General features: G+C 69.5%; 10 protein-coding genes. All 10 read left to right on the top strand.

Features of this window, described 5'->3' with window-relative positions; all coding sequences use genetic code 11:
* Positions 1 to 14 precede the first annotated feature (14 nt).
* The 10 genes from U0177_RS15850 (at position 15) to U0177_RS15805 (ending at position 14,708) form a co-directional block, all read left to right on the top strand.
* Positions 15 to 1,946 carry a DUF4157 domain-containing protein gene (locus U0177_RS15850; protein ID WP_409571622.1) on the top strand — a complete coding sequence of 644 codons (1,932 nt, stop codon included), beginning with the start codon at positions 15 to 17 and terminating at the stop codon, positions 1,944 to 1,946.
* A 119-nt stretch (positions 1,947 to 2,065) separates the two neighbouring features.
* Positions 2,066 to 2,740 (top strand): hypothetical protein, encoded by a 675-nt coding sequence (locus U0177_RS15845; protein ID WP_409571621.1) that lies wholly within the window; start codon positions 2,066 to 2,068, stop codon positions 2,738 to 2,740.
* Positions 2,741 to 2,754: 14 nt separating this feature from the next.
* A complete protein-coding gene (locus U0177_RS15840; protein WP_409571620.1) occupies positions 2,755 to 3,057 on the top strand; it encodes a hypothetical protein in 303 nt (100 codons plus the stop codon).
* Positions 3,057 to 4,199, top strand: coding sequence for a hypothetical protein (locus tag U0177_RS15835; protein WP_409571619.1), 1,143 nt, complete (start codon positions 3,057 to 3,059; stop codon positions 4,197 to 4,199). The genes U0177_RS15840 and U0177_RS15835 overlap by 1 nt, the downstream gene beginning before the upstream one ends.
* Before the next feature lie 458 nt (positions 4,200 to 4,657).
* On the top strand, positions 4,658 to 5,344 hold the full coding sequence (locus U0177_RS15830; RefSeq protein WP_409571618.1) for a phage baseplate assembly protein V: 687 nt from the start codon (positions 4,658 to 4,660) through the stop codon (positions 5,342 to 5,344).
* A gap of 292 nt (positions 5,345 to 5,636) precedes the next feature.
* A complete protein-coding gene (locus tag U0177_RS15825) occupies positions 5,637 to 5,960 on the top strand; it encodes a hypothetical protein (protein ID WP_409571617.1) in 324 nt (107 codons plus the stop codon).
* A gap of 1 nt (position 5,961) precedes the next feature.
* Positions 5,962 to 6,312 (top strand): GPW/gp25 family protein, encoded by a 351-nt coding sequence (locus U0177_RS15820; RefSeq protein WP_409571616.1) that lies wholly within the window; start codon positions 5,962 to 5,964, stop codon positions 6,310 to 6,312.
* Between the two features lie 22 nt (positions 6,313 to 6,334).
* Positions 6,335 to 8,425 (top strand): putative baseplate assembly protein, encoded by a 2,091-nt coding sequence (locus U0177_RS15815; protein WP_409571615.1) that lies wholly within the window; start codon positions 6,335 to 6,337, stop codon positions 8,423 to 8,425.
* Positions 8,422 to 12,552: a baseplate J/gp47 family protein gene (locus U0177_RS15810; RefSeq protein ID WP_409571614.1), complete on the top strand. Its 4,131-nt coding sequence runs from the start codon at positions 8,422 to 8,424 to the stop codon at positions 12,550 to 12,552. The genes U0177_RS15815 and U0177_RS15810 overlap by 4 nt, the downstream gene beginning before the upstream one ends.
* Positions 12,549 to 14,708, top strand: a complete 2,160-nt coding sequence (locus U0177_RS15805) for a phage tail protein (protein ID WP_409571613.1) — start codon at positions 12,549 to 12,551, stop codon at positions 14,706 to 14,708. Before U0177_RS15810 ends, U0177_RS15805 begins: the two co-directional genes overlap by 4 nt.
* Positions 14,709 to 14,987: the final 279 nt, after the last annotated feature.

Genomic DNA, 14,987 nt, shown 5'->3' with positions numbered 1-14,987 from the left:
AGAGCAGGAAATAGATGAAGTTTCACAAGCACATAGCGCACACACCTACCGCGCACATCGGCGTGCCAGCCCGCGCCTCGGCGCCCGCCACTGCGCCCGACGTAGCCGCGCCGAGCCACAGCTTCGGCGCAATCGCCGTCACCGCGGCGCCGCAGGGCGCCATCCAGCCCAAGCTCGCCGTCGGCGCCGCCCACGACCCGTACGAAGACGAGGCCGACCGCGTCGCCGGGCAGGTGATGCGCCTGACCGACGCCCAGGTGCAGCGCGTCACGCCTGAGGACGATGAGGACACGATCCGCGCCAAGCCGGATATCCAGCGGCTCACGCCCGACGAGGACGAAGACACGATCCGCGCCAAGCCTGGCGCGCAGCGCACAGCCGAGGGCAGCTTCGATGCCAGCGCGGCGGCCGAGGCGCGCATCGCGGCGCGGCGCGGCGGCGGCAGCCCGCTGCCGGATTCTACCCGCGCGTTCATGGAGCCGCGCTTCCGCGCCAGCTTCGCAGGCGTGCGCATCCACGCCGACGCCGAGGCCGACCAGATCAGCCAGAACCTCAGCGCGCGCGCCTTCACCACCGGCCAGGACATCTACTTCCGCCAGGGCGAGTACCGCCCGGGCAGCAGCGGCGGGCAGGCGCTACTGGCCCACGAGCTGACGCACGTGCTGCAGCAGGGAGCTAGTTCGCCGCACCGGCCTCAGCAGAAGACGATGCCAGCACGCATATCTGGCAATAGCCTATCTGGCAAAAAAGTACAGCGATACCCCTCTATTGGCGAAGACCAGGATAATGTTCGCGAGGCCGAAGAATGGCAAAAAATCGAGGAGTTTTTAAGAAAACATAACCAGCATATTTTTCATGGGTTTTCGATTGAGCAAAAAATAAAAGATGTAAACGGCACATTTATCGGAGCGCAAGGTGCAAAAGAGCTAAGCGCGCAGCTACTCACGCACTTAAATCAAAGTTTAAGCGACAAAGATCATCCCCGTGGACAAAAAGTTGTTATGCGCAAGCTGACCGAGATCATGGAGCTGGTGAGAAGTGCCAGGCACGAGCTTAAAAATGATGGGCAAAGAGCTCTAGAAATATCTCGGCAATTATATAACGACCAGGGGCTCTGCTATGGATTTACCGAAATTTACAAGAGACATGCCGCTTGGGAAAAGGCGCTCTGGGATGCAATCGTCAGCTGGCATCCATCGGGCGGTTCTACAGAGGACGAGCTGAGTAACCTAAACGAACACCTGAACCAAACAATTAATTGGGCAAGTGGCGATAAGCAAGAAAGAGCAAATGAGGCGGTGCTTTTATTAAAGGAAGCTTGGAAATATATGATCGAACAAGAAAATGAATTAGAGTTAGAGGAGAAGCAATATGGAAAATTTACCGAGGCATTTTCCGGAGACGCTCTAACAGGCACCAAACCACAGCGCGAACCGATTTCACTGGGTCAAACAACCAGGTTGATCAAGTCGCCGGAAGATGTTGAGGTTTTAATTGAGCGGGTTAAGGAGGTGATTGAAAAGTTACCAAAACCAATACCTCCCAAACTAGTCATGGAAATAAGTACTGCATTCCACTCAATGATGGCATCATATCAAAACAATGAATTGCTATTTTTCGACCCTGAACTATGGGGTGTTGAGTCGTGTGATTGGGAGGGACTGAAGAGCAAGTTGAACATGACCTTGCAGGAGCTTGGGCGTTTCGGCGAATCTGAACAAGGTTTCGCTCTGGATATCGAGATTCACGCCCAGGTGGACAAAAACAAACAAGCAGCGTCTCAAGAGCTAGACGACATTTTAAACAGCCTGTTTGAGCAAAGCAAAGCGTCTTTTCAAGGAATTGAAGAGAATGCCGATGCTGCTGATTTTCTTCGTGATTACAATAAGCCCATGTACTATGCTCTGTTCGGCGAAAAAGACAAAGACGCAGCCGAAGATCAATGAGCATATTGAGCGTAGAGCGAGCGCAGAGCGTAGAGCAATCGGCCGTCCCGACGCGCTCCGGCGTCAATCTACAGGATCCTATGTCGGGTCTTCGCTATAAAGTATGAAGGACACTGCCCATGCCCATCCAATTCACTGCCCCGCGCTGGGTGAAGGGCGCGCTGGTGGCGATCGACCTGGCCAACCAGGGCGCTGCGCCGGTGACGATCCCATTCCAGTACAACCCCGAGTCGCTCTCGCGCAACCTGACGCCGCGCGCGGCCCAGCGCGAGGCCGGCCGCGCCGAGGCGCTGGGCTTCGCCGGCGCGCCCAACGAGACGTTCACGGTGAAGGTGCGCATCGACGCGACGATCGACGCGGCGCTCGCCGCCGGCGCGGCCGCCGACGATATCGGCATTCACCACCTGCTGGCTGCGCTCGAGGTGCTGCTCTACCCGCGCAGCGAGCAGGTGAGCAAGAACGACAACCTGCTCAAGCAGGGCCAGATCGAAACCGGCGGCGGGGTGTACGACGCGCCGCTCACGCTGTTTGTGTGGGGCCCGAACCGCGTGCTGCCGGTGCAGCTCACCAGCGTCGACGTCACCGAGGAGCTGTTCGACGCCGACCTCAACCCGCTGCGCGCCGACCTCACGCTGAAAATGAGCGCGCTCAGCTACTCGGATCTCGACCCCAGCCACAAGGGCTATAAGCTGTTCCTGACCTACCAGAAGAACAAAGAGCAGATGGCCTCGCGCGGCGTCACCGGCAACGCCGCCAAGTACATCGGCGCCGAGGCTGCGGCCAAGCTGCGCTGAGCGAAGGAGCCCGTATGGACGACCCGAACAGCCGCTACAGCGCCACCGAGCGCGCGATCTACACCGGCCCCGACGGCCGCCCGGTCGCCTACCGGCGCCGGCGCTTTCTGCCGCAGGGCGAGCGCATGCCGCTGCTTGGCGAGGCCGCCGTCGGCATCGCCGACCGGCTCGACCTGATCGCCAACCGCGCGCTGGGCGACCCGCTGCAGTTCTGGCAGATCTGCGACGCGAACAACGCGCTCAACCCGTTCGACCTGACCGCCGAGCCCGGCCGGCTGCTGCGCGTGCCGGTGCCGCAGTTCGAGGAGCCGCGCTGATGCTGCCAGCCGTGATTGTTGGCCTGCTCGTCGGCGAGCCGCAGGCCCCCGAGAAGGCGCCGCCGGCCATGCTGGGCGCGCTCACCGGCGTGAAAGTGATGCAGGGCCAGGCCGGCGGCGGGCGCGACTACCAGGGCTTCCAGCTGACGTTTGCCGCCGAGCGCGGGCGGGCGGTGCGCGAAGACTTCCCGCTGCTCAGCGCGCCGCTGCTGATGCCCGGCAAGCGCGTGGTGATTAGCGTGACGGTGCAGGCCCGGCCGCGCGTGCTGCTCGACGGGATCATCACCTACCAGCAGCTGGCGGTGGGCGACTCGCCCGAGCTGATCGTCACTGGCAAGGACATCAGCGTGCTGATGGACATGGAGCACGTAGCCAAGCGCCGGCCGGGCCAGGGCGCCAAAGAAGCCGCGCTGGCGATCCTCGGCGAGTACGCCAAGTACGGCGTCAGGCCGGCGGCCTCCGACCCCAAGGCCGCCACCACGCCCACCGAGGATCAGCGCGCGCCCATCCAGGCCGCCACCGACCGCGAGCACCTGCGCCAGCTCGCCGCCGCCAACGGCTTCATCTTCTGCATGAAGCCCGGCCCGACGCCCAAGCAGAGCACCGCCTACTGGGGGCCGCTGGAGCTGGCCGCGCCCGAGCAGGACGCGATCACCAGCAACGCCGGCGCCGGCACCAACGTGGCCGAGCTGCGCTTCAGCTACGACGGCCTGGCCGCCAGCCAGCTGACCGGCGCCTACGCCGACCCCGACGCAGCCGAGCCGGTGCCGATCCAGGCGCTGAAGCGCGACGCCGACACATCGCTGGCCAAAACCCAGGCGCTCGGCGGGGCGTTTGTGCGCAAGCGCCGGGTGGCCGACGCGCCCTTCAGCGCCGCCGAGGCCGGCGCGCTGGCGCACGCCATGGCTAACCGCTCGGCCGACGAAGCCGTGGTGGCCGAGGGCCTGCTCGACACCGCGCGCTACGGCAACCTGCTGTTCGCGCCGGGGATCGTGGGCGTGCGCGGCGCCGGCGAAACCTACGACGGCGACTACTACGTGCGCAGCGTCACGCACGAGATCACCCCCGAGCGCTACACCCAGCGCTTCCGGCTCTCGCGCGAGGGGCCCGGCACGCTGACGAAGACAGTCAAGGCGGGCTAGATGCACTTTCAAATCGCCACAATCAAACTGCCACAAAGGCACGAAGACACAAAGAACGTCCGGCTTTTCAAATTGCCACAAAGGCACGAAGGCACAAAGAATGTCCGGCTTCAGAATGCCTTCGCATCTTTGTGCCTTTGTGGCAAGCGCCCATGTTCCAATTGCCACAAAGGCGGTACTTTTCGTTTCATGTGCTCAGATTTTGGCGCGAAGCGCCAAAATCTGAGAGTCTGTTTGAAAAGCCTGTTGTACCACCAAGGCACCAAGGCACCAAGCGGTAATAACGCTGAGAAAGCTCCAACACGGCACACATGATCTTGGTGTCTTCGTGTCTTGGTGGTTACTTCTCAAACAATTTCTGAGCACATGAAGAAAGGCAGTACCTTGCTGCCGCAGGCAGAATCGATGATGACGCGGGCCAGCGCGTAGCTCGTGTATGTGAAAGGTGTTGGGTCGAGATGTTCTACGGCAAATATCGCGGCAAGGTGCTGAAAAACGACGACCCGCTCAAGCGCGGCCGGATCATGCCGTCGGTGCCGGCGGTGCTTGACGGCGAGCTGACATGGGCTGAGCCGTGCGTGGCCTACGCCGGGCCGAAGCTGGGCTGGTTCGCCGTGCCGCCCATCGGCGCCAACGTCTGGATCGAGTTCGAGGCCGGCGACCCGAGCCGGCCGATCTGGACTGGCTGCTTCTGGGGCACCACCGAGGCCGAAGGCCCGCCGCCCGACGCCACCGAGGGCGCGGCCGGCGACCGCAAAGTATTCCAGACCGACAAGATCGGCCTGGTGCTCGACGACAAGGCCCAAAAGCTGACGATCAAGGTCGTGACCGACGACGCCGGCACCATGAAGATCGAGATCGACAAGGCCGGCATTCTGCTCAGCGCCGACGCCAAAGTCACCGTGACGGTATCGCCCGACAAAGCCGAGCTGAAAAAGACGCCCTGCACCGTCGAGATCGCCGACGCGATCACGCTCAGCAAGGCCACCGCCAAGGCGACCGTCGGCGACAGCGTGAAGCTCGAGAACGGCGCGGCCTCGGCCGAGGTGGCCGCCGCCTCGATCGACCTGAAAAACGGCGCGTCAAGCGTCAGCATGTCGCCGGCCAGCGTCAATATCAACAACGGCGCGCTGGAGGTGATCTAGCCACAAAGGCGCGAAGACTCAAAGAGATAGGACTTACGCAGTTGGCGCGTTCAGCCTTCGGCAGAGCGGTACTACGCTCCGTATCGTGTCCATTTTCCGCGCTGTGCGCGGAAAATGGACACAGAAGATGAACAAGTACCATGCTGCCGCAGGCACCATGCACGACTTCGGGAAGCCGAACAGCGCAAGTGCGTAAGTCCTAAGAGCCTCGCGTATGTGACGCGTCGACACAAAAGCGCTTTCGCGCATTCGTGGCAAGCCGTCTCTGGGTGTTGTAGTAGAGGAGCGATCTATGCCTGGCTTTCTCCTGCATGTCGGCGCGATCGTCTTGTGCGCGCACGGCGGCACGGCGCAGCCCACCGTGCCGAACCCGCGCGTGAAGGTGATGGGCCAGCCGACGGTGTTCCAGGCCGCGCCGTACGTCGTGGCCGGCTGCAGCTTCCCGCCGCCGCCCGTGGCCAACGGCCCGTGCGTCACCGCGCAGTGGCTGCTGGGCGCGCTGCGGGTGCGCAGCAACGGCATGCCGCTGCTGCTGCAAGACAGCCAGGCGTTGTGCGTGCCCACCGGCACCCCGCTGACGATCGCCATGACCCAGACGCGCGTGAAAGGAATGTGAGATGCAGGTTGGCTTTCCCTACCGGATCGACCGCGCCGGCCGCACCGCGCAGGCAGGCCGCGAGGCGCACATCCGCGCCATGATCGAGCAGGTGCTGTTCACCGTGCCGGGCGAGCGCGTCAACCGCCCCGACTTCGGCACCGGCCTGCGCCAATACCTGTTCGGCGCCGGCAGCGACGAGACGCTCACCGCCGTGCAGTTCCTGGTGCAGGGCGCCCTGCAGCAGTGGCTCGGCGACCTGATCGAGGTGTACGGCGTCGAGGTACGCGGCGAAGAATCGACCATGACCGTGACGGTGCGCTACCAGCTGCGCGAGACCGGCCAGCCGCTGGTGGCCGAGTTCCGCGCATAGCGCCCGCGCCCAGGAGTGCCGCATGAGCACCGAGCAAGCCCCGCCCCATATCGACTACCTGGCCCGCGATTTCGCCGGCTTTCGCCAGCTGCTGCTCGATCACCTCTCGGTGACGGTGCCGGGCTGGCAAGAGCGCGCCGCCGCCGACCAGGGCAACGCGCTGATCGACCTGCTGGCCTACGCCGCCGACTACCTGGCCTACTACCAGGACGCGGTGGCGACCGAGATGTACCTCGGCACCGCGCGCCTGCGCCGATCGGTGCGCCGCCACGCCCAGCTGCTCGACTACCACCTGCACGAGGGCTGCAACGCTCGGCTGTGGGCGCGCGTGCGCGTCAGCGCCGACGTGGCGCTGCCCAGGGGCACGCAGCTGCTCACCGCCGCCGAGGGCGACCGCGCGCCGGCGGTGGTGGCGCAGGGCAGCGCCGACTACGCCGATATGCTCGCCAAGGCGCCGGTGGTGTTCGAGACCATGCACGCGGCCTCGCTGTTCGCCGAGCATAATGAGATCGCGCTCGATGGCCAGGGCGAGCTGCCGGCCGGGACGGTGACGGCGACGCTGCAGGGCAGGCTGCCGAACCTGGCCGCCGGCGACGTGCTGATCTTCGCCGAGGTGCGCGGCCCGTCCACCGGGCGCCCCGCCGACGCCAGCCCGGCGCGCCGCCACGCCGTGCGGATCAGCCGGATCGAGCGCGCCGCCGCCACCACGACGATCAGCTGGGACGAAGAAGACGCCCTGCCATTCGCGCTGGTGACGAACCGCGACTTTGGCGCAGGCGCCCGACCGATCAGCGTGGCCTGGGGCAACATTGTGCTGGCCGACCACGGCCGCACGATCGCCGACGAGCAGCTGCCGCCGATCCCCGCGGCCGCGCGCTACCGCCCGCCGCTGCGGCTGGCCGGCCTGACCCACGCCGTGCCCTACGAGCACGCCCGCGCGCGCGTTGGCCAGTCGGCCGCCGCCACGATCGAGCAGGAATGCGCCGCAGCCATGCCGGCGATCGAGCTGATCGAGCTGTGGCCCAGGCCGCTATCGCTGCAGGCCGGCACGCCGTCGCTGCTCACCTTCAAGCAGTTCCCCGCCGGCTCGGGCGGCTACTTCCCGACCAAGCCCTGGGCGCTGCGCCGCGACCTGCTGAGCAGCGGCAACCTCGCGCGCGAGTATATCGTCGAGATGGAGGACGACGGCACGGCGTATCTGCGCTTCGGCTTCGCCGACGGCGGCTGGCAGCCCAGCGTGGTGGGCGCGAGCCTGCTGGCGACCTACCGGATCGGCGGCGGGCCGCTGGGCAATGTCGGCCGCGACTCGCTCGCGTCACTCGCGCTCGGCCCGGCCGCGCTCGACAGCAACACCCCGCCGGGCGGCGCGCTCCCCACGATCGACGAGATCATCCGGCGGATCAGCGACGCCTCGAACCCGCTGCCGGCGCGCGGCGGCGCCGCGCCCCAGCGCATCGAGGTAGCGCGCATGCACGCGCCGCACGCCTTTCGCTCGTGGCAGCCGCCCGACGACACCGGCGCCGAGTACGACCCGCGCGCCTACGACGCCCAGTCGCGCTGCGTCACCCCCGCCGACTACGCCAGCATGGCTATGCGCCACCCCGAGGTGGCCGAGGCCGTGGCCGAGCCGCGCTGGACCGGCAGCTGGACGACGCTGCTGGTGTATGTGCGCCGCCGCGATGGCTGGCCCGAAGACGCGGCCTTTCGCGAAGAGCTGCGCGCGTTTCTCGAGCCCTACCGGCTGGTCGGCTACGACCTGGCGGTGGCGCCGCCGTGCTATGTGCCGCTCGACGTGCAGCTGGTGGCGTACCTGCCGCCCGATCGCCAGCAGAGCGTGGTGCGCGCGGCGCTGATGCAGGCGCTGTTTGGGCCAGCGGGCTTTTTCGACCCGGCCGGCTTTGGCTTTGGCCAGCCGGTGCACCGCAGCCGCCTGATCGCCTGCGCCGCCGGCGTAGATGGCGTGGCGCGCGTGCGCGCCGGCCGCTTCCGGCGCGCCGGCACGGCCAGCGACGCGGAGCATATCGCCGTCGGCGCGCTTGAGATCGCGCGGCTGTCGCCTGCGCGCGATGGCGTGGGCCAGTTCAGCTTGATGATCGAAGGTGGCATTGCATGAGCGATCTGCCGCGCCCGCGCGCCACGCTGACGCGCTACAACCCGCCCGGCCTCGCGGCGCTGCGCTACGCCGGCGGGCGCTACAGCGCAACCCTGGCGCGCATGCTAGCGAGCCTGCCGGCGCAGCGCGCCGGCGACGCCGCCCCGCTCGAGGCGCTGAATCGCGACAGCCAGGGCGACTGGTCGATCGCGCTGGTGCAGGCCTGGGCAGCGGTGACCGAGGTGCTCGGCTTCTACCAGGAGCGCATCATCAACGAGGGCTACCTGCGCACCGCCGCCGAGTATCGCTCGGTGCTCGAGCTGGCGCGCGCGATCGGCTACGAGCTGCGCCCCGGCGTGTCGGCCAGCGCGCACCTGGCCTTCACCGTGCTCAGCACCAAAGACGACCCGGCGCGCCAGGTGGTGCTGCCGGCCGGCGTTGCGGTGCTGAGCGTGCCGCCACAGGGCCGGCTGCCGCAGACCTTCGAGACCGACGCCGCCTTCACGGCGCGCGCCGAGTGGAACGACATCCGCCCCGAGCTGGTTCACAGCGGCCCGGTGGCCGAGATCGCGCGCAACGCGACCGGCCTGCGGCTGGCTGGCGTGGCGGCAGGCCCGCGCCCCGGCGACCTGCTGCTGCTGCTGGCCGATGCGCCGCCCGGCGCGGCCGCGCTGCCGGAGTGGCTGCTGGCCGAGGTGCGCGCCGCCACGCCCGACCCACGGCGCGGCCAGACGGTGCTGAGCTGGGCGATTGTGCCGGGGGTTGGCAGCGCCGGCGCGAGCCTGCGCGACGCGCGGGTGTACGCGCTGCGCCCGCCGCTGGGCCTGTTCGCCTACAGCCGCGGCGGCGTCTACGCGCTCGAGCGCCCAGGCCTCGCCGGGGCGCCAGCGGCGCTGGGCATGCCCGCGATGACCGTGCGCGCGCTGGCGCGCGAGCCGGGCGGGGCGCTGCTGGCCGCCGCCGACGCCGGCGTGTTCCGCTCGCTCGACGGCGGCGAGAGCTGGCAGAGCGCGGGAGTCGGCCTGGCGCGCCGGTCGTTCCACGCGCTGGCGCTGGCCGAGGCCGGCCCGATCTACTCCGGCGGCGACGGCGGCGCGGTGTTCGTGTCGCTCGACAGCGGCGTGAGCTGGACGCCTGTGTCGGGTGAGGTGCCGCCGCCGCCCGCGCGCGGTGGGGTTGGCCCGCTGCCGCGCACGGTGGTGCGCGCCCTGGCGGCCTACGGCCGCGCCGGCCAGGAGTGGCTGGCCGCCGGCACCGACGACGGCGTGCTGCTCTCGGCCGACCGCGGCCGCAGCTGGGCGCCGGCCAACCACGCGCTGCCCAACGCCGACCCGAAGAGCGGCCTCGCGCCGGTGCCCGTGCGCGCCCTGGCGCTGGCGCGGCGCGGCACAAGCGCCGAGCTGTTCGCCGGCACCGACGCGGGCGTGTTCCACATCGCGCCGCCACCGAGCCAGGCCGGCCGCGCCGCGCTGCTGGCTGTGCCGGCGCTGCTGGTGCTGCTGGCGGTGCAGCTGTTTGGGCCATTTTGGCTGCTGGGCCGGCTGTTCCACCTCGTCGCCCAGCTGATCAACACGCTGATCGGCGTGGTGAACGCGCTGGCCTTGCAGCTCTTCCAGATCCTTGGCAAGGAGCTGCCGGAGAAGCCGCCGGTGCCGCTGATCGAGCAGGCCAGCTACAGCTACGCCTGGCTTGCCACCCAGATCGCGCGCCTGCCGATTGTCGGCCCGGCGCTCAAGGCGGCCTTCACGCTCAAGCAGCTGGTCTTCGTCACCGACGCGCTGCTGCTTGCGCTGGCGCTCGGCCTGGCGATCTGGCTGCTCGCCCGCGCCTGGCGGGCCGGCGCCCGCGCGCCCTGGGTGAGCCTGGGGCGGCCGGTGCGCGCGCTCGTCGCCGCCGCCGACGGCCGGCTGTTCGCCGGCACCGAGCAGGGCCTGTTCTGCTCGAATGACGGCGACGAGCAGAGCGGCGGCTACCTCGACCGCGCCGGCCGCGCGCTGACGCGGGCGCTGTTTGGCGACCTCGCGCGCAGCTGGCGGCCTGTCGCCGACCCGGCGCTGGCCCAGGCGAATGTGAGCGCGCTGGCGTATACGCCGGCGGGCGAGCTGCTGGCCGCGCTGGCGGGTGGCCAGGTGCTGCGCTCGGCCGACGGCGGCGCCAGCTGGGCCGACCTCGGCCGGGCGCCGCTGAAGACGCCGCTGGCGCTCGCGCCGCTGGATGCCGCCCTGCTCGCCGCCGGCGCGCCGCTCGACGACCCCGCCGAGCCCGGATGGCCGCGCGCGGCGCGCCACGGCGGCCTGCTCGACCTCGCGCTGCCCGCGCCCGACCTGGCTGCTGGCGACTTGGTGCTGCTGCGCCAGCCCGACGGCCCGGGGCCCGCGCCGGCCCCACGCCTGGCGCGCGTCGTCAGCGCGAGCCTGATCGACAGCCGCGACCCGGCCCGGCCCGCCCGGCTCACGCGCCTGGCGATCGAGCCGCCCGGCGACCTCGGCGACTTCGACCATGCCGGCGTGCGGGTGCTGCCGCTTGGCCCCGAGCTGAGCTGCAGCGACGAGCGGCCGGTTGGCTTCGAGCCGTCCGGCCAGATCGACTGCGCCGGGATCGTGCCGGGCCTCGCGGCCGGCCAGCTTCTGGCGATCAGCGGGCGCCGCGCCCGCGCGACACCGCCCCCCGGCGCCGCGCTCGAGTCGCCCGATGGGCTGCGCGCCGACCCGATCGCGGCCGACGACTTGCTGCTGGTGCTGGCGCCGCCGCAGCCGGGCCAGCCCGCCTGGCGCGTGCGCACCCGCGCGGGCCGCGAGGGCCTGCTGCGCTGCGCACCCGGCGCGCTGCGGCTCGAGCCGGCGCACGACGACGACGAGGTTGTGAGCGAGCTGGCCGAGCTGGCCCTGGCCGAGCACCGCGACGGCCGCACCATCCTGAGCTTCACGCGCGCGCTGGCGAACATCTACGACCGCGCGAGCGTCGCGCTGTGCGCCAACATCGTGCCCGCCAGCCACGGCGCCACGGTCAAGAACGAGCTGCTGGGCAGCAGCGACGCGATGAGCGTCAACCAGCGCTTTCTGCTGAAGCAGCCGCCGCTGGCCTACCTGGCCACGCCGGCCGGCGCCGCAAGCACGCTCACGCTCACCGTGAACGGCGTGCGCTGGAGCGAAGTGCCGTTCCTGCACAATCGCGCCCGCAACCAGCGCGTGTTCGTGCTGCGCCAGGACGCCAGGTCGGGCGAGCCGAACGTGCCGCCAGACACCGCCGCAGGCGGGCCGATCGCCGCGCAGCCGCCCACCTTTCCGTCCAGCGAGGTGATCTTCGGCGATGGCGTGAATGGCGCCGGCCTGCCAACCGGCACCTGGAAGATCGAGGCGACCTACCGCAGCGGCGGCGGATCGCCCGGCAACCTGCCGGCCGGCAGCCTGACGGTGCTCCAAAGCGCGCCGCGCGGCGTCAAGGCCGTGACGAACCCGCTGCCCAGCGGCGGCGGCGCCGACCCCGAGCGCATGAGCAGCGCGCGCGCGCTGGCGCCGCAGGGGCTGCGCGCGATGGAGCGGATCGTGTCGCTGGCCGACTTCGAGGATTTCGCCCGCAGCTACCCCGGCGTGCTCAAGGCGCAGATGCGCCAGCTGGCGCGCGGCCGCCAGCGCCTGCTGCACCTGACGATCGCCGGCGCCGAGCTGGCCGACGGCGCCGACGACGCCCTGCCCGCCGCGCTTGCCGGCGCGATCGAGCGCCAGCGCGCCGCGCCCACCCCGCCGCTGTATATCGACCACTGCGACACGAACTACTTCCACGTGCGCGCGCGCCTGCTGATCGAGCCGGCCCACGCCGCGCGCGCCGACGCGATTCGGGCCGCAGCCCGCAGCGCGCTCGCCGACGCATTCGGCTTCGCCAGCCGCGCGCTGGGCCAGAGCCTGGCCAGCTCGGATATTATTCGCGTGCTCCAGGCGCTCGAAGGCGTGGCCGCCGTGGAGATCGGCGCGCTGTACCTGCGCGGCCATGCGCCTACGCCCGGCGTGGGCAGCCAGAACCCCAACGCCGCCGACGTATTGCTGGAGGCGCGGCCCACCCGGCTCGACGGCGCGCGCATCCTGCCGGCCCAGCTGCTGCTGATCAACGCCAGCGCCGACGACGGAATTGTGTTGGAGACGAGCGTATGAGCGAAATCGAGCGCTTCTACCAGCTGCTGCCGGCGATCTACCGCCAGCACGACGCCGCCGCCGGCGAGCCACTGCGCGCCATGCTGGCGGTGCTCGAGCGCGAGCTGCGCACGATCGAGCGTGATGTCGAGGCGACCTACGATAACTGGTTCGTGCAGACGTGCGACACCTGGGTGCTGCCTTACCTGGCCGATCTGGTCGGCATCCGCACGATGAGCCACCAGCGCCGCATTCTGGGCACGCAGCGCCGGCAGGTGGCGAATACGATCGCCTACCGCCGCCGCAAAGGCGCGCTCAGCGTGCTCGAGTACGCGCTGCGCGACGTGACTGGCTGGCATGTGCGCGCGGTCGAGCTGTACCAGCAGATCGCCGCCACACCGCACGTGGCCGCGCACGGTCGCCCTCCCGCCGCCAGCGCCAACCTGCGCGACGCGCTGGCGCTCGACCATGCCGGCGGGCCGTTCAACCAGATCGCCCACAGCGCCGACGTGCGCGCGCTCAGCCCGGCCGAAGGCGCGCGCGCCGGGCGCTACAACCTCGGCAACCTCGCGCTGTTCGTGTGGCGGCTGCGCGCCTACACCGTGCGCGAGGCCCAGCCCTACCCGCTGCCGGCGCCCCACGGCTCGGCGTTCGCGCGCTTCGCGCTGCACCCAACCGGCCGGCCCATGCAGCTGTTCAACCAGCCGCAGCTCGTCGGCGATATCGCCGGGCGCCTCACTGCCCGCCACCTGCCGCTGGCGCTGCACCGCGCCGAGCTTGCGGCCGACCTCGACGAGTACGCCCGCACCTACGCCGCCACGCGCGCCGAAGATCGCGCGGCCAGCAGCCGCTTCTACGGCCCCGACCGTGGGCTGCAGCTCGCGCTGGCGTGGCCCGGCGGCGGCGCCGAGCCGCTGCCGCCAATGGCGGTGGCCTGCGCCGACCTGGCGGCCCTGCCCGACGGCGCGCTCGATCGGCTGCGCCAGCACGGCAAGCGCGCGGTGATCGACCCGCTCAGCGGCCACGTGGCGCTGCTCGACCCTAGCGCGGCCGGCGCTACGCTGCGCGCCACCTACAGCTACGGCTTCAGCGCCGAGATCGGCGGCGGCCCCTACCACCGGCGCAGCCAGCAGCCGAGCATCGGCGACGCCAACGTGATCGCGGTGGCGCGCGGCAGCAGCGTCCCAACGCTACGCGAGGCGCTGGTGGCCTGGAATAGCCACTGCCAGAGCTGCCTCGCGCACGGCGCCGAGCCGCACGGCATCATCCGCCTGCTCGACAACACCCGCCACGGCGACGACGGCCTGGGCGACCTGGTGGTGTGGCTGCCGCTCGGCGCCAACCTGACGATCGCCGCCGACAATGGCGTGCGCCCGGCGATCGGCCCGGGCTGCGACCTGCTGGTGCGCTTCGATGGCCCCGGCGAGCAGCCGAGCGCCCTGAGCAGCATAGCCAGCCTGGCGTCTCAGCCGGACGACGCCTACACTGGCGATATTCGCGCGCGGCGCCTGCTGATCGACGGGCTGCTGATCGACGGCAGCCTGCGCGTCGGCCAGGGCCGGCGCGCCAGGCCGGCCGAGGGGCGGATCGACCTGGCGATCGAGCACTGCACGATCGTGGGCGGCGCCACCCTGCACCTGGCCGAGGGGCGCGCGCGCATCGCGCAGCTGGCGATCCGCTCGAGTATTGTGGGGCCGCTGCGCGCGCCGCCAACGCTGCTGGGCGTGTTCGCCAGCGATTCGATCATCGACGGCGCGCCCGGCCGCGAGGCCAAGGCCACGGCGTTCGCCAGCCTGAGCGGCGACGAAGGCGCGCGGGTCACGCTCGAGCGCGTCACGGTCTTTGGCGATGTGCGGGCGCTGGCGCTGAGCCTGCGCGATAGCCTCGTCGCCGGCGCGGCGGCGGCGGCTGGCAAGCCGTTTGTGCCCGCCAGCGACAGTGCGATTGTCGATGCGGGCGCGAGCGCGGCGCTGTTCACCAGCACGCGCTATGGGCAGCCGGGCTATGCGCAGCTGCGCCCCGCGAGCCCGGTGGCCCACCGGCGCGGCGCCACCGACGGAACACAGCAGGGGGCCTTCGCCAGCCTCTACACTGCCCAGGCCGAAGACAACCTGGCACCGGTTCTTGAAGAATACCTGCCGATCGGGCTTGAGGCCGGGTTCTTTTTTGTTACATAGCCGCTTACGCAGAGCGATACTTTTTCATGTTCTTAGGAGCTACGCACTTGCGTGATTCGGCTTCCTCACGGTACGGAATTGAGCCTGCGGCAGCAGGGTACGTGCTCATCCTCTGTGTCCAATTTCCGCGCTCCGCGCGGAAATTGGACACGATATGGAGATAGAGTACCGCTCTGCCGAAGGCTGAGGGCGCCAACTGCGTAAGTCGTAGTTTTGAAAGGGTGGTTTGGAGGGACGAAGTCGCTCCAAATATCACTGCTGCCGCAGGCAGACGAGCCC

The sequence above is a fragment of the Kouleothrix sp. genome (genome assembly GCF_046328425.1).
Classification (GTDB): domain Bacteria; phylum Chloroflexota; class Chloroflexia; order Chloroflexales; family Roseiflexaceae; genus Kouleothrix.
The sequence above is the reverse complement of the archived record's forward strand: the minus strand, read 5'-3'. Positions and strand labels throughout refer to the sequence as shown.